Consider the following 19,049-nt stretch of genomic DNA (forward strand, 5'->3'; position numbering starts at 1 on the left):
GAAGGTGAATCTGAAGTGGATGATAAATTTACATTAAAAGAAGTGTTACTTGATTTGGAAGAAAAATTGTTAAAACCAGAAATTAGGGCATCAAAAGATGAGGTTACTCAATTACTTTCAGAAGATTTTTTTGAGTTCGGAAGTTCTGGTAAGGTTTTGTATAAAAATGAGAGCATTGATGAAGTGAGTCTTAGTGCGGTAAGTATGAAATTGAGTGATTTTGAAATTCATCCATTGTCTGAACAAATAGTTTTAACAACTTACAGAATATATAACGAAGTAAGTAAACAACATTCCTTACGTAGTTCGATATGGAGATTAACTGATGGAAAGTGGAAAATGCAATTTCATCAAGGTACACCAACAGCTTAATCACATTAATTCTTAATGCACTAACCGGGGCTTTAGTGTAAGTAGCTAAATTAAAAAATCGGTTCCTAAACGTTGTAAATCCGCATTTTCCTGACGCTACCATCGTACAAAAGAAAAGAGACAGTCGTTATGAAATTGCTAATCGATCACATAACTGGTTAAAGTCATCAACTGGCAAACAGGATTTTTTTATTGCAGGTATAAGAAAAAAGGAATTTGGCTGGCTTTTGGAAGCTATGCTGGTGTAGTTGAATTTGTACCCCGCTAACGACAGGAAAGTATTGTATAGTCTCGTCGATCAGCTTAAAACAGGATCAAAAGACTACATCTACATGGACCCGGTAATCAAGGTAGAAGTGAAGTACCGCAATTTAACCAGCAAAGGCTTATTACGCATACCTGTTTTTGTTAAATTCATTTTGGAATAAACAAGAGCAGGTTTTTTGCTGTGTTCGTTGAATTTATGGGTTAGGAGGTTTTATATGAAGAGAGAATTTGAAGCATTTGCTTATCTATGGTCAATCCATGATGCCATTATTGAACGGTATCCTAACGCCAGTAGTCACTACGGTAATTACAATCAAGTTGTTAACTACGCACTCTACAACTATGGTTTCGCATATACTGAGCAACAAAAAAGAGACCTACATCAATCGGTCTCCATACGCAACGACATTTGTCATTTCCGCCACATAAGCTATAACGATTTAGAATTGCTCAATCGCTTATCCTCATCGCTTATACCCGCTAAAATTTCTTCCCATAACAGGTCTTCATCCATATCATCTAAGCGTCGCTCAAAGGCTTCCTCAAAAGGACATTTACTCACCTAGTTTGCCCATGTAAAACAACAAGTTTCTTTTTACATCTTTTTTTAGAGTTGACCTTGTTCCGCCAACAAATCCAGTCCGACCGTTACACCAAAAACGCCAGTTCAAAAATAAGCTGTCTACTTGGCTTGGTTGATCTTCAACCTTAATATTTTCTTCACTAAAATAATGTCTCTTGGCAAATTGGTCATCTGCAATTAGTTTAAGTATCTGCTGGTGTAAATCAGGTGAGCGGTCATATATGTTGTGTAGGTACTCTCTCGTCAAGCGATTAATAATGTATGATCGAATACTTACCTCTGGTCGTTCATCGACTGTAAGTGAATCCCAACCGTCAAAAGAAGTTTCAGGTAGTTCCATTTCAATCATCCTTTCTTAGTTGCTTTATTATATGAGAATAAATGTTCGTATGCAACAAGAAAAAAGAACCAATTAAGGTTCTTTTATGGATTAACTGTGATTGTGAAATCATCATCTACAGATCTATTATCGATAGAAGTTGATTTGAAGTGGAAGTTTAACTCTCCGATATCATCAATGCTTTCGTCGCCAAGATTATAGGATACAAACTGTTCCTGCCTAACTTGACCTATGTGAGAAGATTCTCCGCCGTTTAGCATCATCTCAGCGTCTATTTGATTACCGGTGTCTGTTGTTAACGTTGCGGAGAATGAATGAAACGACGCTTCATCGTCAGAAGTATTTTCTGTTTTAATAACAGTTGTTACGATATTTATCGTTTCTTTATTTTCGTCATCAAAAGAAAATGTTCCCGCCTTAACTGATTCGAAATTGCCCTCAATTGGACCAGAGGTAAAATGCTCATTCACATTAATTACATCAGAGAAGTTAAATTCACCGTATCCACCGTCAACTACTCTTTCGCCCGCTTCTGCATCAAAAACGCTATCGGCTTCATCATTTGATTCATTAGTCTCATTAGAAGTATCTGTATTTGCTGAGGTCGTTTCTTCGCTTCCGGTCTCGTCCTGATCACTTGACGAAGTATTATCAGAGCCACATGCTGTTAATACAACAAGACCAATAGCTAGTAAAAAAGATAATTTTTTATTCATATGTATTTATCCTCCTAAAGTCACATTAATAAAAGCATACTATTATTTAACGTCTAAACACAATGAAAAGTTTCAAAAGAATGTAAAGAGCTCTAGTCTTGAGACATAAAAAAATATTCTACTTTAAATTCAATTTTTTGAAAGCGAGTTTAGTACTATTAAGAACATATGTTCCGTGTTAATATAATTATTAAAGGGATGTCTACCCATTAAAATGCCTTTAAAAGAGGAGATATCGCCCTACAGACATATAGATGGGAAAGTGAGTTTCTTCCTATATAAATGTATGTTTGCTTTATCATTGTTTAAAGGGGTGTCAGCATGAAGTTTGAGGTGATTGCATTTTGGTCGGATAAAGATAAAGAAGGTATGGTTTGCGTGAAGAAAAACGGCTCTATTATTGATTCGGAATTAACCCCAAAAATGAACGAGTCGGAATTTTTGGTATGGAGAAAGGTGAAATCGCTAGCTTTTCTACATAAATACAATTTAATGGGAGTAAATCCCGTATTAGTTAAATAAGTAATTCGGACAATCGTAACTGTCATACGCTCAAATGAGGAGTGATGACAGTGCGAGTCAAGGTAGTTACTGGTAAGTATACGGACAAGAACATACATCTTTGCTATGATTACCTTATAAAGCGATATAAGGAGGAACTAGAGCGTGATAGCGATATACGTGAGGGTATCGACGGAAGAGCAAGGGAAGAAAGGGTACAGTGTCCGCAATCAGATACAGATGTGCAAGGACAAAGCAGGAACGAATGATGTAATTCAATACGTTGACGAGGGTTTTTCCGGTGAGTTTTTGGAAAGACCGGATTTAGAAAGGCTAAGAAAAGATGTTAGGGAAGGTCTCATAACGAAAGTCGTTTGTTATGACCCTGATCGACTCTCTAGGAAATTAATGAATGCTTTAATTATAGATGATGAGTTTCGAAAAAAAGATGTAGAAATGATATATGTAAATGGTGAATTTGCCTCCACTCCAGAAGGGCAACTTTTTTATAGCTTAAGGGGAGCGATTTCAGAGTTTGAGAAAGCTAAAATAAATGAACGTATGACGAGCGGACGAAAGCGAAAGGCCATTGAAGGAAAAGTGATAAAGAATAGTCATGCTTATGGATACGATTATGATAAAGAGAACGGCATGTATGTCGTAAATGAAAAAGAGGCAAATATCATAAGGTTTATCTTTGACATGTTTACAAAACCAACTAAAGATATCCAAGGGATGAATGGCATAGCAAAGTTTCTCACGGCCAAAGAAATACCTACAAAAAAAGGTGTAGGTGTTTGGCATAGACAAGTGGTAAGGCAGATACTATTAAATGAAATGTACACTGGCACATACTATCAAAATAAGTTTAATACTGAAGGTATGCTTGCCAACAAATATAAAGCTGATAACAAAATAAAAATGACCATTAGAGATCAATCTGAATGGATCGAAACAGAAATACCTCAAATAATCGATCAAGAACAATTTGATTATGCTCAAGAGCTGCTTAAACAAGCCCGTAGACGGTGGTCAAAGAGTACCAGTGCAAGAATGTATCTCCTGAGTGGGATTGTAAGGTGTGCCGATTGTGGGAATACAATGACAGGCATATACAGAAACAACTGGGGTACGAAACTTAGGTATTATACAGATGTAAAAAATAGCTCAGGAGCAAAAAATGAAGGTTGTAAGCATCACGTAAGGGCAGATAAGTTAGAAACAACCATATGGGATAAGATAGAAGAACTTTTAAATAATCCTGAGAGGTTGGAAGATTACAAACCAGAAAGTGGCGACACGTTCTCTAAATTTGAAATTGACCAAATTGATGATTTAAAAGAGCAAATTGATAAAGCGAAAAGCGGAAGAAAGAAACTGCTGCAGTTGTTTGCGCTTGAAGATATGGATACAGAAGAAATTAGAGACTCTATTGTTGAGTTAAAAAGTAAAGAGGAACGGTTGAAGAATCAACTTGTTGAGCTTGAAGGTAAAGTGAATAATCAAAAGGAAATGTCCAGTTCGTTTTTAATGTTAGATGAGGTTAGGAAGAGATGGTTGAAAGAAGATACTATTTCTGAGGAAGATAAAAAAGAAATTTTGCGTATGTTAGTGAAGGAAATTATCTTATCGAAAGATGGGGAAGTTTCAATTCAACTTCTTTAAAGTTCTTTATGTAATAGTAATGACATTAGAATCTCGTTCTCAATACATCGTGCTGCATAAGTGGCTAATTTTGTTCCTTTACCATCTGAATAGCTTTCAATGGCTTTAATTAAGCCAATCGTGCCAATGGAGATTAAATCTTCTGCATCTTCACGTGTGTTTTCAAACTTTTTGACAATATGAGCGACGAGACGTAGGTTATGCTCAATTAATAAGTTTCTTGCTTCTTGGTCACCCTGAGCAGCAAGTTGTAAGTACTTTTTTTCATCCTCTTTGCTTAAAGGTTGTGGGAAAGCATTATTTTTGACATAGGAAACAAATACAATAACTTCCCTCATTAAGTATGAAACGGCTGCAAGTAATCCTGACATTTGTTCACCTCCTCCATATACCTATGCAGCCGTAAGCATGTTCGTGTCTGTACAAAAAAAATACACGATGGTTCTGTGTAAAGCTTATCATTGCGAAACCATTGCAAGTCTGATAGGTTAAAACAAATGGCTGTAGCAGCGAGTTCAGATAGAAAGTGGAGAAAAAGATGACATTACTAGCGAATTATCATATTGCGTTAACGGCGTCTCGGAAAACAGATGAGATGGAAGAATTGATTAGGAAACAAGGTGGAACAAGTAGCGTGCGTTCCATGCAAGGTACAGTGATTGAGGATGAAACAATTGTGAAAGCGATGATCCGTGATGGCTTGAATGCTAATGTGGACTGGTTTGTTTTTACTACTGGAATCGGTATTCAAACGTTTATGCGGCACGCTGAGGAAATGGGAGTAAAAAAAACGTTTGTAGACAAGTTGAATAAAGCTAGAATTGCAGTTCGAGGTTACAAAGCGATTGCCGCATTAAAGAAAGAAGGCGTTTCATACGAAGTTGCATCAGAAGATGGTACAACAAAGGATTTACTCGTTAAATTAAGCGCCTTTCCGTTTCAAAAAAAACATGTTGTCGTCCAACTTTATGGAATTCCATCGCCAGAAATGGAGCAATTTTTTTCAGTCAAACAAGCCGTATTAACGACTTGGCTCCCATACCACCATCTTCCTCCTGAAGAGAGTGTAGCGGATCAATTATTAAGAGAATTAGTGATGGCTAAAAGTTATCAAGCGGTTTGTTTTACATCTGCATTACAAGTAAAAGCCCTCTTTTCCTGCGCCGAGAATCGAGGTCTTACAGAAGAAGTCATCGCCAGTTTTGAAGATGATGTCATTGCGACTGCAGTCGGAAAGGTAACAGCAGAAGCGTTATATGAATCAGGAGTAACGAATGTAGTATATCCAGCTAAAGAAAGAATGGGTGCAATGATTATTCATTTAGGAAAATACATAGCTTCTACCAAGTAAAAACCCGTTGCCTGTTAAGACAACGGGTTTTTGCTTTATTCTTCTTTAGGCTTTTTAATACCCTTCTTTTTCTTCGTTTTTTCTGTTTTTTTCTGTTTTTGTTCTTCTTGCTTATGACGTTTTCTTTCTGCTCGTTCTGTCTTACTCTTAAATTGCCGAAGCTCTGCAATTTCTCGTAGCAAACGACGTTCTTTTACTTCTTTCTTCAACTGTTCATGTCGTAAGGCTTTAAAAAGAGAAATAACCATTAAAAGCATGATAATTGAAAACGGAAATGCAACGACAATCATTGTATTTTGTAATCCTTGTAACCCACCACTATAGAGAAGTACAGCAGCAGTTGCTGACATTAGAACGCCCCATAAGATCTTGATTTTTGTAGGAGGATTTAATGACCCATTCGTTGATTGGCTACCTAACACATGTGTAGCCGAATCTGCAGATGTAATGAAGAAAACGGCGATTAAGAAAATGGTAATATACGATGTAATTGTACTAAATGGCATGGCTCCTAATACCCCAAATAAGGCCTCTTCATCAGCCAAATTGGAAATCGTTGTTAGACCTTGAGATTCAAAAGATATCGCTGTGCCCCCCAAGAAAGAAAACCAAACAAAGCCAAGAAGAGATGGTACAAGCAACACGCCAATAACAAACTCTCTTAGCGTTCTACCTCTTGAAACACGGGCGATGAACGTTCCGACATAAGGAGACCAAGCCATCCACCAAGCCCAGTAGAATAGCGTCCACGCATTAATCCATTCACGATGTTCAGAGCTATTCGGCGCAATGGTAAAGCTTAATTCAGGTAACGACTGAATGTATTGTCCGAGTGTGTTCGTAAAAAGGTTTAAAGAATATAAAGAGGCACCAAAAATCATGAAAAATAATAACATAAGCATAACTAAAATCATATTCATGCGGCTTAAAACACGAATACCTTTGTCAATTCCTGTACTTGCAGAGATTAAAAATAAAATGGTGACAATAACAATAATCACAAGTTGTAGACCGAAGCTATTCGGTATATTCGTTAAAAAAGATATTCCACCATTCATTTGTGCAGCACCAAAACCGAGTGTAGTCGCTATACCTGATAGTGTCGCAACAATAGCAATAACATCGATTGTTTGACCCCAAAAGCCTCTTGGATTAATAAGTGGGGAAAGGGTGGCACTGATTAAGCCTGGCATATCCTTGCGGAAATTAAAGTAAGCAAGGCAAATAGCGACAATGGCATAAATTGCCCATCCATGAAAACCCCAATGCAAAAAAACGAATTTAAGCGACTCTAGGGCTGCTTGACCAGTCGCTTCATCTGCGGTAGGAGCATCAATGGCATAGTGAGCTATCGGTTCAGCGGCTCCAAAAAACAGTAAGCCAACCCCAAGACCAGCACTAAATAAAAAGGCGAACCACGTTAAGTAGCTGTACTCTGGACGATCTTCTTCTTTTCCGAGGCGTAACCTTCCAAACGGGCTAACAATAAAAAATAGGCAAACCAACAAGAAAATGGTGACGACAATTAAGTAGTACCAGCCAAAGAAATTAGCTATAAATTGGCGTACAGTCGCAGTGATAGCTTCAAGCTGGCTAGGAAAGAGGATGCCAATGGCTACAAAAACAATTAAAATGCCTAGCGTCCAATAAAAAACGTTTGTCAGTGTACCGGCGGTCTTTTTTCTCAATGAAAGTTCTCCTAACGTAATTATGTATTAATGGGCATAAGCAGATTATAAAGATCTATTGCTTCGATGTCTAATTTTAATAAGAGCAGGATAAACGGCCTTTGATTATCTATACTTTATTATTTGTTCGATTCTGGAATCAATTCAACCTAGTAGTAAGCAAGTACGATTTTCTTTTTTTAAAAGTATTAAAACCGAGTTGACGATGATTTTCTAAAGTTGCATAGAAAATAGGTGACACCTATTTTCTAGAACCATGGTTTCTACACAAACACTATGGTTCGCTAAAACATAAAATTATATAGCTGTAATGTAAGCAGCAATAAAAGTAGGAGGAGCTAAAAATGGATTTTTATAATTGTGACAACGTACAACGTTTCTCAAGAACTCCTAGAAACGGTGGGGGCTTCCTAGATGGAATAGCAGGTCCAACAGGCCCAACGGGACCGACAGGCCCTGCAGGTGGTGGAACTGGTATAACAGGCCCAACAGGCCCAACAGGCCCAACAGGCCCAACAGGCCCAACAGGCCCAACGGGACTAGGGCTAGACAGTATCATTCCATTCAGTGAAGGTATTCGTCCTAGTTTAGTTGCTGGAGATTTTGTCTCTTTTAATGGAAGTCTTTATCGAGTTCTAGTTAATGCACCAGTAGGGGATCCTGGAACCTCACCAGAATACGAACTTGTTATAGGTGATGGTGGGACTGGAACGACAGGAATAACAGGTCCAACAGGGGCAACGGGTCCAACAGGCCCAACCGGATTGGATGGAGCAACAGGAGCAACCGGACTAGATGGGGTAACCGGCCCAACGGGAGCAACCGGATTGGATGGAGCAACAGGAGCAACCGGACTAGATGGAGTAACAGGAGCAACGGGAGCAACCGGATTGGATGGAGCAACAGGTCCAACCGGATTAGATGGAGCAACGGGCCCAACCGGACTAGATGGGGTAACAGGGGCAACGGGAGCAACCGGATTAGCTGGGGTAACAGGGGCAACGGGAGCAACCGGATTAGATGGGGTAACAGGAGCAACGGGAGCAACCGGACTAGATGGGGTAACAGGGGCAACGGGAGCAACCGGATTAGATGGAGCAACGGGCCCAACCGGACTAGATGGGGTAACAGGAGCAACCGGACTAGATGGGATAACCGGCCCAACGGGAGCAACCGGATTAGCTGGGGTAACAGGTCCAACGGGAGCAACCGGACTAGATGGGGTAACCGGCCCAACGGGAGCAACCGGATTAGCTGGGGTAACCGGAGCAACGGGAGCAACCGGACTAGATGGGGTAACCGGCCCAACGGGAGCAACCGGACTAGATGGGGTAACCGGCCCAACGGGAGCAACCGGACTAGATGGAGTAACAGGCCCAACAGGTCCAATTGGTCCAACCGGTGTTGGCTTAGATGGCGTAACGGTATTCGATCCTGCTACGGCACCAACGTTAACAGCAGGAGAGTTAGTATCGTTTGACGGTTCAATTTATCAGGTGTTAGTGGATGCACCAACAGGCACACCAGGCACATCAGCAGACTTTGAATTAATTCTTCCAAGTATTGGTGTGACAGGTCCTACTGGGCCAGCTGGTCCAACAGGTGAAGGGCTGACAACAACTTATGCATTTGGTACAAACGGTGGAGCGACCATTGCAGTAGTGTTGGGTGGTACAACAGTTCCAGTGCCAGATAATCAAATTGCATCAAATATAACTGCAGAGGATGATGGATTTACAATCGTTACTGCAGGAACTTATAGCATTTCGTATAGTGTAAATCTAACTGCCGGTTTACTATTAGGGCTACGTCTTACAGTTAATGGTGTACCTTTAGACTCTTCTGAAGTATCTCCTGGTGTTGCTGTTACGAACATCTCAGGTAATGTGATTACTACTTTAGCGGCTGGTGATGTGGTTCAGATAGAATTGTTTGGTTTATTAGGAGCTGCCGTTCTTGTTTCTGGTCAAGGAGCAGCCCTAAGCATCATTCGCATTTCTTAAGTGAACAGAAGCCTACCAAATAAGGTAGGCTTTACATAGCCATTAATTCTGACTAGAAGAAGCGTGTAAACGATAAGCCCAGTGATTTGTAGGTCCGTAACCATGACCAATATTTAAAGAATGGGCTATGGCTGCAGCTGTAAATTGTTTGGCTTTTTTTACTGCATCAAAAACAGATACTCCTTTTGCCAGTTCAGACGTGATGGCTGCAGAAAACGTACAGCCTGTCCCGTGTGTATGTTTCGTATCGGTTCTTGGTGCATCTAATATATGAAACCCACAACTCTTGCCATAAAAAACATCCGTAGCTTCTCCGTTTAAGCTACCACCTTTAATGACTACGTAATGAGCACCTAATTCATGTATTATACGCTCAGCAGCTTTTTTCATATCTTCAAGTGTATCAATTTTCATTTCTATCAAATCTTCAGCTTCCGCAATGTTGGGTGTGACGATGGTTGCTAAAGGTACTAATGTATCGCGTAAAAAAGAGCGTACATCTTTTTCTAACAGAGCGTCACCATTTTTAGCCATCATAACGGGGTCACAAATGTAAGGAACATCTTTAAGCGAACGGAGTTTCGTTGCTAAGAGCGCCATCATTTCTTTTTGTGCAATCATGCCCGTTTTTATTGCATGCGGATAGATATCTTCTATAACCGATTGTAACTGTAGCTCTATAAAGCCTATTGGAAGGTGGTGTATATCTTTCACACCCATTGTATTCTGCGCAACAATGGATGTGAGGACAGACATCCCATAGACATGCAGTTCCTGAAACGTCTTTAAATCCGCTTGAATACCTGCACCACCAGTAGGATCTGTCCCAGCGATCGTTAAGGCATGACTTATTGGATTCACTTTTAACCTCCTCCTTTCAAATAAGAAAAAACGGCCGCAATGAGGCGGCCGTTTTGAGCAATTGTGCATTGCTTATCCACTTCCCTACGCTAGTGTTAACTAGATCAGGTTGAAGAGTTAAAGGTTTCCCTTTTCTCAGCATTCAAGCACCCCTAGTGGAATTTAGTATTATACAGTTAAACCGTTCTTATGAATTAACTGCGTCTTTAAGTTGTTTACCTGGTTTGAACGCAGGATTTTTAGTTGCTGGAATTTCAATTTCTTCTCCAGTTTGTGGGTTACGTCCTTTTCTTGCAGAACGCTCTCTTACTTCAAAGCTACCAAAGCCAACAAGTTGAACTTTGCCTCCGTTCACTAATGAATCAGTGATGCCTTCAAATACAGCGTCTACTGCTTTTGACGCATCCTTTTTAGAGATTTCTGCTTGTTCGGAAACTGCATTAATCAGATCTGTTTTGTTCATCTGTAAAAACTCCTTTTCTTTACATAGAATAACCTATTATTCTGTTACGCTAGAATAATATGTATGCTTTAAATCCGCTTTATAAGCGGGCAGACGTTACTGCCTGCCCTTAATTTACTCATGAATCCTGCTACTGTCAAGTTAAAAGCAGTAATTTTAAGGTTAGAGAATAGAAAAGTAGACTTATGAATCAATTTCAGTAACATTACACGGAAAATGCGGTTACACTTTCTTTACACGAATGTTGCTGATCATTAATCCAGAAAGACATATCATGAAAATAACGTAAAACGTAGCTGGCAACTGTTCCGTAAACAATGTTGAAAAAGCTACTATACATCCAGCTGCTGTAATTGGTAAACCAATAAACTCATTCGGCGAGTCAGTAATATTAAAGCGAGCTAAGCGCAACGCACCACATAAAATAAATAGAACAACAGCAAGTCCACCAACAAAGCTAAGTGGCATCAAAGTGGCTTGTTGAACGAGAAGAGCAGGTGCGACACCAAATGAGACAAGGTCACTTAAAGAATCTAGTTGCTTTCCTAATTCAGATTCAATCTTCATTTTTCTAGCAACCATGCCATCGAATCGATCAAACAAAGCAGCTAGAGCTATAAATAAGAAGCCATACCAAATACTTCCTTGTAAAATAAACATAATTGCAGTAATCCCAAGTCCTAAATTAATAAGTGTTAACGCGTTAGCGAGCTGCCCTTTTATTTTCTTACGCGTAGAGACGAGTTGATTTAATAAAAACACGTACATTTCACCTCTTTTCGAGTTTATTTACGTGCTATAATACCAAAGTATACCATAAAATGATTAGCAATGAGGAAATAATGTGTTAAAGGTGATGAGATGAAAAGGAAAATCTTTCAGATAAGTGTTGAATTAACCAATCACAAATGGAGCTCTGTACTAATAAAACGGTTTACAATGTCGAGGTTAAGTAAACCTTTCATTCCACTTTTTATTAGGACTTATAAGATTAATGTTGAAGAATCTGCGCGACCATATGCTGAGCACAAAAGTCTCCATTCTTTTTTTACTCGGCAAATAAAAATGGCTAAACGTCCAATTGATCAGTCCGCTGAAAGTGTTGTGTCACCAGTAGATGGCCGTTGTGAAGAAACAGGTATCATCAACGAAGAGACAAGCTTTGTTGTGAAGGGTCAAACTTATAAAATTGAAGAGATGTTGCAATCAAATGAAAGAGCTTCTGACTATAATGGGGGAATGTATGTCATTTTATATTTAAGCCCCCGGGATTATCATCGTATTCATAGCCCTTTCAATTGCGTTTGTACAGAGACCGTAAGCTTAGGAAATCGTTCTTATCCAGTAAATGAAACAGGCTTAAAGTATGGTGTTAAACCTCTATCCCACAATTATCGGACGGTAAATTATTTACAAGCTGAAAGTGTTTCAGCTGCTATGATTGAGGTTGGAGCTATGAATATCAATACAATTGTGCGGACAAAAACAGATCCCCGATGGACAAAGGGGGAGGAAGTTGGTTACTTTTCGTTCGGTTCTACTGTTATTCTTTTGTTTAAAAAGGACACATTTACTTTAGAGTTAAGCAGCAATGAAGTGAAAGTGGGCGAGAAAATCGGTCTATTGCATAAAGAGAGAACCCCCTTGGACATCTGGTAATATTCCAAGGGGGTTGTTCTTATTCGTTTTTTGCTGGTGAAGCCTTCTCATTGTCATAATAAGGCTTCATTTCGTCTCTAACAGATTCCTTGGACATAGGTATACCTATTCGATACGCTGATCTTGAAATCAACAGTGCGGCAACAGGAGTTGTTAGAAAGACAAACAAAATGGTAAGGAGGATTTTCCCGATAAAAAGCTGATGTTCGTAAAGAAAGTAAATAAATGTTGCTGACATGATAAGAATGACGCTTGCTGTTGCGTTTTTTCCAGTTGCATGAAGTCGAGAATATACATCTGGGAAGCGAACTAAGCCGATACCAGCAGCAATACTAAAAAGGGTTCCGACAGCTAAAAAGATAATAATGATCCATTCAATCGCGGTCAAATAAATTCCCCCTCTCTAAATATTTTGCCAGTGCGACAGAACCGATAAATGCTAAAATTGCCACTACGAGAATGACTTCGGTATAAGCCATCGTATCTTGAAGAATCATGAGAATACCGACAAAGCCAATTAACATTAGTCCCAACGTATCAAGTGCAGCAATTCGATCGGAATGGGTTGGTCCAATCAATACACGGATGATGCATAGTAAAGCGCCAACACACTTTATGAGCAAAAGCCAAGTTAGAATTGTGTCGAACATTATCTCCGTGTCACCTCCAAAATGCCTCGTTCAAACGTATTTTGAACTGTATCAATAATCTCATCTCGGTTCCTAGCATCTAATGCGTGTACGAATATCACATTTGAATCTAGCGAGAATTCAATGGATAGTGTTCCAGGTGTCAATGTCATCATAACTGCAAACATTGTTTTTTCTGTTTCAGTTTCGAGTCGAGTAGGGACCGCTACGATTCCCGGTGCTACGTCCATCTTAGGGCTTAATGCGGTCTTTAATACAACCACATTAGCTATAGCCAGCTCTTTCATGAAAACGAGAATGAGCTTTATGAGAGACCACACCCGGGAAAAGTAAAATTCATAGCCTTTAAACCTTATCAGTACTAAGACAACGAAAAATCCAATCGTATAGCCAACCACAAAATCAACAATGGTGAAGCTATTCTGAAACAGCATCCAAACAATGGCAAGAACGACGTTAATTAATAATTGAAAAGCCATAATGTACCTACTCCTTCAGAACAGATTGAATGTAAACAGATGGATTAAGAAGATCTTCCGCAATGACTTCTGTATAAGCGAAAAACGGTTCTGCGAAAAGACCGAGAATAATTGTCAAAATGACTAAAGGTGATGCCGCTAATAACGTTGGTGTAATAGAGAGAGTTGCTTGCTCCTTCGTATGTTGGGGAGCTCCCCAATAGACGTTCATGAAGATTTTAATCATTGAAAATAACGTGAGCATCCCGACAAATAAAGAAAGAAAGACTAAGAAGTAGCTTGATTCTTCTGCTGCAGCAACAATCAATGGGAACTTTCCAAAGAAACCACTCAATGGGGGAATTCCAGCGATAGACAAGCCGAGAATAAGAAAAGACCATGCTAATACTGGATGCGTTTTAAGTAGTCCGCCCATCTTTTTTAAGTCCGTTGTACCAGTAATTTTCTCAGTAGCACCAGACATTAAAATTAAACCGGTCTTTACAATCATGTTATGGGCAAGGAAATAGATAGCTCCAGCTAAGGCTAGTGCAGTATTTAAGCCAATACCCATTATCATATAGCCTATCTGACTGATGATATGAAAGGATAAAATACGTTTATAATCAAATTGTGCAACTGCACCAAGTACACCGAGTAGCATCGTTAAACCACCAAGTACAAGCATAATCGTATGGTGGGTAAAGCTGATGTCAAATGTAAACACGAGGGTATACATACGAATGATGCAATAAACGCCAACTTTGGTTAATAAACCACCGAATAAAGCGGTAACTGCTGTTGGAGGACCTACATAAGAATGTGGAAGCCAAAAATACAGCGGAAACAGAGCACCTTTTGTAGCAAAAACAAGAAAAAGTAATATGGCTACGACTTGTAAGACCCCTGTTTGCTCTACTTCAGCAACTCGCTCTGCCATGTGAGCGAAATTAACCGTACCTAAAATGCCATACACGTACGCAATGGCCACTAGGAATAACATGGAAGAGAATGCGTTAATAACCGCGTATTTAAAAGTTTCTCTAAGCTGGAACTTCGTACTTCCTGTTACCATTAAGGCATATGACGCAAGCAACATCACTTCAAAAAAAACGAAGAGATTAAACAAATCCCCAGTTAAAAATGCACCGTTCACACCAGTTACTAAATAAAAAAACAGTGGATAAAAGTAGTAGCGTTCCCGTCTTTTATCAATGGTTGTAAAAGCGAAAAAAAGACATGTTGCACTAACGATACTCGTTAAGACAACCATAAAGGCGGCGAGATTATCAGCGACAATGGCAATTCCAAAAGGAGCCTCCCATCCACCAAGCCCAATTGAAAGGGGGCCTTCTTCATAAACAAGCCACGCAATGTAAATCGAAACGATGGTTAATCCAACCGCTGTAATGGAGCTAAGGATCCGCTGAGTGAGATGTTTTTTTGCGAATAAAATTAATAACGTCCCCATAAAAAATGGGATGATAATTGGCAGCATAATTATATTATTCATCGTCAGAACCCCTTAACTTATCCAAGTCTTCCGTTTTGTTTACTCGATAGGTTCGATAGGCGAGAACAACAAGAAATGCTGTAATGCCAAAACTAATGACGATCGCTGTTAAGATCATAGCTTGTGGTAAAGGGTCTGTTGCCTCGCTACCGGAAAGATCAACGAGAGGAGGAACCCCTTGTCTTAAGCCTGCCATTGTTAAAAGCAGCATGTGTGCGCCATGAGAGATAAGCAGAATGCCAATAATAACTTTTAATAAACTTCTGCAAAGAATAAAGTAAGTCCCAACTGCAAAAAGAACGCCTATGGCAATAAACATTAAGATTTCCATTTTGATTCATCCTCCGCAATTGTTACTGTAGCCGCCATTGCCATCCCAACAACAACTAGATAAATACCAAAATCAAACGGGACTGCTGTTGTTAACTCAACTTCGCCAAAGAATGGTAAGTCGAAGTAATCGAAATACTGAGTAAACATCTCGTCACCAAAAACCGGACCAATGAGGCCAACGAAAAGAGATACGAACAATCCGGTTGCTAAAATACCCGGAAATGAAAAACGGATAATTCGGTTAGCTACACGTCGATCAAAAATAAGGTAGATTAAAATAAACGCACTTGCTGTCATTAGCCCACCTATAAAGCCTCCACCCGGATTATTGTGACCTGCGAAGAACAGATAAAAGGAAAACGCAACGAGAAAATATATGGTAATTGTAATTAAGACTCGTTGCATGACGTCATGGGATCTTGAATACTTCACACGTCTTCGCCTCCTTTAAATCGAAGTTTGACCATCATCAAGATTGCTAAAGCCACGATCGCAAGGACAAGAACTTCTAAAATCGTATCGAGCCCACGAAAATCAACTAGAATTACATTGACCATGTTCTCTCCACCGGCTAATGAATACGAATTCTCGATAAAGTATTCAGAGATAGGGGTGAAATTTGCATCATTTCGAAGTGCAAATGATGCTGTTCCAATTAAGAAAACTAACAATCCTACACTTGCTGAAAGGGCAATGTGTAAAGATTTTCTTAACCTTGAACCTGTCTCTTGCACCATCTCTGGTAAGTGTCTGAACGCTAAAAGCAATAGTACAACGGTTACGGTTTCTATTAAGAGTTGGGTCATTGCCAAATCTTGTGCACTAAATACAGCGAAAAGTAAGGCCATCAAAAAGCCAACAACGCCGATAGTAATAATGAGTGGAATGCGTTCTTTCATAAATAAAAGAGCTATTGTACTAAGAATTGTCAAGAAAACAATTCCGTACAAAAACAATGGTGCTTCTTCAGTTTGAGTAAATGAGAGGGTAAAGCTATCAGAACGAATGAAACTGTATGTTAACAAACTGACAATAAATAAAAGCATGTAAGTGAAATAGTCTTTTAATCGACCTGTCATTTGTACATTTGTTATCCATTCAGAACTGGTTGATAACCCATCAAGACCTTTATCATAGACTGAATTGAAAGGATCGCGATCCTGTTGCATTATCGCAAGGTTTTTCCATTTTGGATACGTCATATAGAGTGTTGTTCCAAAACCAATGACACCAAGTGACATTAGTAATTCGGTGTTTAAACCGTGCCATAAACTTAAGTTAATGGTTAGTTCTTCAGCAGGCAAATGAGGCAAGATACTTGCGACTGCTGGTTCAATCACTGTTGGAACGAGTAAGTTAGGAAATAATCCTAAAACAATAACAAGCCCGCCTAAAATAATAGGACTAATCAGCATGCCGAGTGGAGCTTCATGCACTTCTTTTGAGAAATTCTTTTTTTCGAAAGGGCCAAAAAACGTTTTAAAGAATAAGATGGCACAATATAAAAACGTAAATACGCTTGCAATCCAAGCGACTGCTAGTATCACAACTCCCCATGTTTCGACACCTGAGACATTCATTGACGAAATTTGAAGAAGCTCCGTAAAGAACATTTCTTTACTAATAAAGCCGTTAAAAGGTGGTATTCCAGCCATAGAGGCTAGTCCAACTAAAGATATGGTAAAAGTCACAGGCATAATAGCCATTAACCCACCTAATTTTTGAAGATTTCTTGTTCCGGTTTCGTGGTCAATGATACCAACTGCCATAAATAAACTACCTTTAAACGTGGCATGATTAAATAAGTGAATGACTGCAGTCATAATCGCTGCTGAGTAAACAAGATTTTCATCAATCGTTTCACCTGTAAAGGCTGCTGATCCGAGTCCAAGTAAAACCATAAGTAAACCTAATTGACTAATGGTTGAAAATGCAAGAATCCCTTTTAAATCTTTTTGTCGAACTGCCGAAACGGACCCCCATACAAGCGTAATAAGACCTGTAACGACGATAATCCAAAACCATTCAGAGGCACCAGCAAAGACAGGTGTCATCCTCGCAACTAAATAAATCCCTGCTTTTACCATTGTGGCTGAATGAAGATAAGCACTAACAGGGGTTGGAGCTTCCATTGCATCTGGTAACCAAAAGTGAAATGGGAATTGAGCTGACTTTGTAAATGCTCCTAATAAGACTAAAATCATTGCTGGAATAAAGTACGGACTAGCCATAATGAGATCACGTTGATCGATTAGTGCTTGAATACTAAATGTTCCGGTTTCCATATAAAGAAGAATAAATCCAGCCATCATCGCAAAACCACCGAATACAGTGACCAGCATGGACTTTCTAGCACCGAAAATGGATCCTTTGTTCGTGAACCAATAGCTGATGAGTAACGCGGAAGACAAACTCGTTATTTCCCAGAAAATATACAGTACGATAAGATTATCTGATAAAACAATACCGAGCATAGCGCCCATAAACATTAAAAGGTACACATAGAAATTTGCCAGTTGTTCTTTTGTTTTATCAAGGTAAAAAATAGAGTAGAGAACAACCAAAGCGCCAATACCTGTAATTAACAAGGCAAACAGCAGGCCTAGCCCATCTAGATATGCATCGAAGTTAATGTCTAAAGATGGAACCCAAGCCATTTCCTCTACTATGTACCCGCCGTTAGCTGTATCTTCTAATCGAAAAACGAAATACATAAATAATGCTGTTGGAATAAGCATAGTGATCCAGCCAGTGTGTAAACGTTTTGTCAGCGGGTAGATGAATGGAATGACAATGGCTGCAATAAAAGGCAGCAAAATCGCAAGATGCAGGCTTGACATGTTTAACCTCCTTTATTTAAATAGCAACATTACATGAATCTCCGCCATTATAGCGTAAAAAAAATAAAGTTGCACATTTTTTTACTTGACTTTTCGTAAACTTGAATTTCGTATTAAATAGGATGAAACACAACAAAAATAATGAAAAAAATGTATAAGATGTGATAAAAAACGCCACCTTTATAACAAAGGAGGCGTTTTATTATTCGCACGCGAACTAAAGTCTATGTATCAGCATCTATATTCATTAGCATGTTTAGTATAAGTTGGTATGTATGTGAAGAAAACGATCTTTATTCAAAGACGGTTACGGATCAAGAAGGCTTACAACTGCTCCAACAAAATGATGAGTTATTTGCGCCTCGTCAATATATTAAACTTGTTCCGGAGAAGTCTCCGTTAAAAAAAGAGGAAGCGAGGTAGATGCTTCCTTTTTTGTCTAGCTATTTTTAAGACTGGTCGTAGGGATGTCAAATACTTAAGAAGTTAATTTTACCCGATCATGGAGTGAACGCTTGTACAATTCCTTGTAGATTAAGTCAATGAAGTCTTGGTTTAAATTTAAATCAAGTGCTTTTCGATAGGTTTCAATTAAAAGCTCATCTGACAATTGTTCCATTTTCACTGCCTGCTTCTGAGCAGGTTCACCTCCTGTACAAACATACATACGACCATAATTGTTTGATTTCTTGTATCCTACCACGTTCCTTGTTGTAGAACAACCGTTCGTTTTATCCACATTCAACCGTGAATAACTTGTGGGTTAATTGTGGGTTAAGGTTGGAT

General features: G+C 39.1%; 21 protein-coding genes, 1 pseudogene and 1 riboswitch. Of the genes and pseudogenes, 7 read left to right on the forward strand and 15 right to left on the reverse strand.

Annotated features, from left to right (window positions below; all coding sequences use genetic code 11):
* Positions 1–15 precede the first annotated feature (15 nt).
* On the forward strand, positions 16–372 hold the full coding sequence (locus PQ477_RS15935; RefSeq protein WP_274272480.1) for a nuclear transport factor 2 family protein: 357 nt from the start codon (positions 16–18) through the stop codon (positions 370–372).
* 482 nt (positions 373–854) lie between these two features.
* On the forward strand, positions 855–1,205 hold the full coding sequence (locus tag PQ477_RS15940; protein ID WP_274272481.1) for a hypothetical protein: 351 nt from the start codon (positions 855–857) through the stop codon (positions 1,203–1,205).
* Here PQ477_RS15940 and PQ477_RS15945 read toward each other — a convergent pair.
* Complete coding sequence (locus PQ477_RS15945) at positions 1,194–1,562, reverse strand: hypothetical protein (RefSeq protein ID WP_274272482.1); 369 nt, start codon at positions 1,560–1,562, stop codon at positions 1,194–1,196. The genes PQ477_RS15940 and PQ477_RS15945 overlap by 12 nt on opposite strands.
* Before the next feature lie 83 nt (positions 1,563–1,645).
* Positions 1,646–2,278, reverse strand: coding sequence for a hypothetical protein (locus PQ477_RS15950; protein WP_274272483.1), 633 nt, complete (start codon positions 2,276–2,278; stop codon positions 1,646–1,648).
* A gap of 321 nt (positions 2,279–2,599) precedes the next feature.
* Here PQ477_RS15950 and PQ477_RS15955 point away from each other — a divergent pair, with 321 nt between their 5' ends.
* Both PQ477_RS15955 and PQ477_RS15960 read left to right on the forward strand, forming a co-directional pair.
* Positions 2,600–2,800: a hypothetical protein gene (locus tag PQ477_RS15955; protein ID WP_055736064.1), complete on the forward strand. Its 201-nt coding sequence runs from the start codon at positions 2,600–2,602 to the stop codon at positions 2,798–2,800.
* 159 nt (positions 2,801–2,959) lie between these two features.
* Positions 2,960–4,444: a recombinase family protein gene (locus tag PQ477_RS15960; protein WP_349775508.1), complete on the forward strand. Its 1,485-nt coding sequence runs from the start codon at positions 2,960–2,962 to the stop codon at positions 4,442–4,444.
* A 2-nt stretch (positions 4,445–4,446) separates the two neighbouring features.
* Here the strand turns inward: PQ477_RS15960 and PQ477_RS15965 are convergent.
* Positions 4,447–4,815 (reverse strand): annotated as a pseudogene (locus tag PQ477_RS15965) (sigma-70 family RNA polymerase sigma factor); the annotation flags it as partial.
* Positions 4,816–4,982: 167 nt separating this feature from the next.
* Between PQ477_RS15965 and PQ477_RS15970 the strand changes: the two are divergent.
* Positions 4,983–5,795 carry a uroporphyrinogen-III synthase gene (locus PQ477_RS15970; protein ID WP_060706038.1) on the forward strand — a complete coding sequence of 271 codons (813 nt, stop codon included), beginning with the start codon at positions 4,983–4,985 and terminating at the stop codon, positions 5,793–5,795.
* A 35-nt stretch (positions 5,796–5,830) separates the two neighbouring features.
* On the opposite strand, the gene PQ477_RS15975 is transcribed toward PQ477_RS15970, so the two are convergent.
* Entirely contained in the window at positions 5,831–7,483 is a 1,653-nt protein-coding gene (locus PQ477_RS15975) for a BCCT family transporter (protein WP_052008352.1), read from the reverse strand.
* A gap of 344 nt (positions 7,484–7,827) precedes the next feature.
* Here PQ477_RS15975 and PQ477_RS15980 point away from each other — a divergent pair, with 344 nt between their 5' ends.
* Positions 7,828–9,486, forward strand: coding sequence for a BclA C-terminal domain-containing protein (locus PQ477_RS15980; protein WP_274272485.1), 1,659 nt, complete (start codon positions 7,828–7,830; stop codon positions 9,484–9,486).
* A gap of 42 nt (positions 9,487–9,528) precedes the next feature.
* Here the strand turns inward: PQ477_RS15980 and thiD are convergent, their stop codons facing one another.
* The 3 genes from thiD to pssA all read right to left on the reverse strand — a co-directional run bounded on the left by thiD (position 9,529) and on the right by pssA (position 11,578).
* The gene (thiD, locus tag PQ477_RS15985) at positions 9,529–10,347 is read right to left on the reverse strand and encodes a bifunctional hydroxymethylpyrimidine kinase/phosphomethylpyrimidine kinase (RefSeq protein ID WP_274272486.1); all 819 of its coding nucleotides are present in this window, start codon (positions 10,345–10,347) and stop codon (positions 9,529–9,531) included.
* Between the two features lie 64 nt (positions 10,348–10,411).
* A riboswitch (TPP riboswitch) is annotated at positions 10,412–10,511 on the reverse strand.
* A 23-nt stretch (positions 10,512–10,534) separates the two neighbouring features.
* Complete coding sequence (locus PQ477_RS15990) at positions 10,535–10,810, reverse strand: HU family DNA-binding protein (protein WP_035398747.1); 276 nt, start codon at positions 10,808–10,810, stop codon at positions 10,535–10,537.
* Between the two features lie 222 nt (positions 10,811–11,032).
* Positions 11,033–11,578: a CDP-diacylglycerol--serine O-phosphatidyltransferase gene (pssA, locus tag PQ477_RS15995; RefSeq protein ID WP_318251812.1), complete on the reverse strand. Its 546-nt coding sequence runs from the start codon at positions 11,576–11,578 to the stop codon at positions 11,033–11,035.
* A 93-nt stretch (positions 11,579–11,671) separates the two neighbouring features.
* Here pssA and PQ477_RS16000 point away from each other — a divergent pair, with 93 nt between their 5' ends.
* On the forward strand, positions 11,672–12,469 hold the full coding sequence (locus PQ477_RS16000) for a phosphatidylserine decarboxylase (RefSeq protein ID WP_035398745.1): 798 nt from the start codon (positions 11,672–11,674) through the stop codon (positions 12,467–12,469).
* A gap of 19 nt (positions 12,470–12,488) precedes the next feature.
* On the opposite strand, the gene mnhG is transcribed toward PQ477_RS16000, so the two are convergent.
* From mnhG to PQ477_RS16040, 8 genes are all read right to left on the reverse strand, one after another.
* Positions 12,489–12,857, reverse strand: coding sequence for a monovalent cation/H(+) antiporter subunit G (mnhG, locus tag PQ477_RS16005; RefSeq protein WP_035398744.1), 369 nt, complete (start codon positions 12,855–12,857; stop codon positions 12,489–12,491).
* Positions 12,844–13,119 carry a Na(+)/H(+) antiporter subunit F1 gene (locus tag PQ477_RS16010; protein WP_035398743.1) on the reverse strand — a complete coding sequence of 92 codons (276 nt, stop codon included), beginning with the start codon at positions 13,117–13,119 and terminating at the stop codon, positions 12,844–12,846. Before PQ477_RS16010 ends, mnhG begins: the two co-directional genes overlap by 14 nt.
* Positions 13,119–13,598, reverse strand: coding sequence for a Na+/H+ antiporter subunit E (locus PQ477_RS16015; RefSeq protein ID WP_035398742.1), 480 nt, complete (start codon positions 13,596–13,598; stop codon positions 13,119–13,121). Before PQ477_RS16015 ends, PQ477_RS16010 begins: the two co-directional genes overlap by 1 nt.
* Positions 13,599–13,605: 7 nt before the next feature.
* Positions 13,606–15,090, reverse strand: a complete 1,485-nt coding sequence (locus PQ477_RS16020; protein WP_144558744.1) for a Na+/H+ antiporter subunit D — start codon at positions 15,088–15,090, stop codon at positions 13,606–13,608.
* A complete protein-coding gene (locus PQ477_RS16025) occupies positions 15,083–15,421 on the reverse strand; it encodes a Na(+)/H(+) antiporter subunit C (RefSeq protein ID WP_055736056.1) in 339 nt (112 codons plus the stop codon). Before PQ477_RS16025 ends, PQ477_RS16020 begins: the two co-directional genes overlap by 8 nt.
* Positions 15,409–15,855 (reverse strand): MnhB domain-containing protein, encoded by a 447-nt coding sequence (locus PQ477_RS16030; protein WP_035398741.1) that lies wholly within the window; start codon positions 15,853–15,855, stop codon positions 15,409–15,411. The genes PQ477_RS16025 and PQ477_RS16030 overlap by 13 nt, the downstream gene beginning before the upstream one ends.
* The gene (locus PQ477_RS16035; RefSeq protein WP_274272487.1) at positions 15,852–18,263 is read right to left on the reverse strand and encodes a Na+/H+ antiporter subunit A; all 2,412 of its coding nucleotides are present in this window, start codon (positions 18,261–18,263) and stop codon (positions 15,852–15,854) included. Before PQ477_RS16035 ends, PQ477_RS16030 begins: the two co-directional genes overlap by 4 nt.
* A 478-nt stretch (positions 18,264–18,741) precedes the next feature.
* Positions 18,742–18,882: a sporulation histidine kinase inhibitor Sda gene (locus PQ477_RS16040; protein ID WP_060705125.1), complete on the reverse strand. Its 141-nt coding sequence runs from the start codon at positions 18,880–18,882 to the stop codon at positions 18,742–18,744.
* Between the last annotated feature and the right edge of the window lie 167 nt (positions 18,883–19,049).

Source organism: Shouchella hunanensis (assembly GCF_028735875.1).
GTDB lineage: Bacteria > Bacillota > Bacilli > Bacillales > Bacillaceae_D > Shouchella > Shouchella hunanensis.

Excerpts from the sequence above, each read along its gene's own strand:
- PQ477_RS15950 (WP_274272483.1), bottom strand. The coding sequence starts at position 2,278 with ATGAATAAAAAATTATCTTTTTTACTAGCTATTGGTCTTGTTGTATTA.
- PQ477_RS16035 (WP_274272487.1), bottom strand. The coding sequence starts at position 18,263 with ATGTCAAGCCTGCATCTTGCGATTTTGCTGCCTTTTATTGCAGCCATT.
- PQ477_RS16040 (WP_060705125.1), bottom strand. The coding sequence starts at position 18,882 with ATGGAACAATTGTCAGATGAGCTTTTAATTGAAACCTATCGAAAAGCA.
- PQ477_RS15990 (WP_035398747.1), bottom strand. The coding sequence starts at position 10,810 with ATGAACAAAACAGATCTGATTAATGCAGTTTCCGAACAAGCAGAAATC.
- PQ477_RS15940 (WP_274272481.1), top strand. The coding sequence starts at position 855 with ATGAAGAGAGAATTTGAAGCATTTGCTTATCTATGGTCAATCCATGAT.
- PQ477_RS16025 (WP_055736056.1), bottom strand. The coding sequence starts at position 15,421 with ATGGAAATCTTAATGTTTATTGCCATAGGCGTTCTTTTTGCAGTTGGG.
- pssA (WP_318251812.1), bottom strand. The coding sequence starts at position 11,578 with ATGTACGTGTTTTTATTAAATCAACTCGTCTCTACGCGTAAGAAAATA.
- PQ477_RS15955 (WP_055736064.1), top strand. The coding sequence starts at position 2,600 with ATGAAGTTTGAGGTGATTGCATTTTGGTCGGATAAAGATAAAGAAGGT.
- PQ477_RS16015 (WP_035398742.1), bottom strand. The coding sequence starts at position 13,598 with ATGGCTTTTCAATTATTAATTAACGTCGTTCTTGCCATTGTTTGGATG.
- PQ477_RS16000 (WP_035398745.1), top strand. The coding sequence starts at position 11,672 with ATGAAAAGGAAAATCTTTCAGATAAGTGTTGAATTAACCAATCACAAA.
- PQ477_RS15945 (WP_274272482.1), bottom strand. The coding sequence starts at position 1,562 with ATGGAACTACCTGAAACTTCTTTTGACGGTTGGGATTCACTTACAGTC.
- PQ477_RS16010 (WP_035398743.1), bottom strand. The coding sequence starts at position 13,119 with ATGTTCGACACAATTCTAACTTGGCTTTTGCTCATAAAGTGTGTTGGC.
- PQ477_RS15970 (WP_060706038.1), top strand. The coding sequence starts at position 4,983 with ATGACATTACTAGCGAATTATCATATTGCGTTAACGGCGTCTCGGAAA.
- PQ477_RS16020 (WP_144558744.1), bottom strand. The coding sequence starts at position 15,090 with ATGAATAATATAATTATGCTGCCAATTATCATCCCATTTTTTATGGGG.
- PQ477_RS15980 (WP_274272485.1), top strand. The coding sequence starts at position 7,828 with ATGGATTTTTATAATTGTGACAACGTACAACGTTTCTCAAGAACTCCT.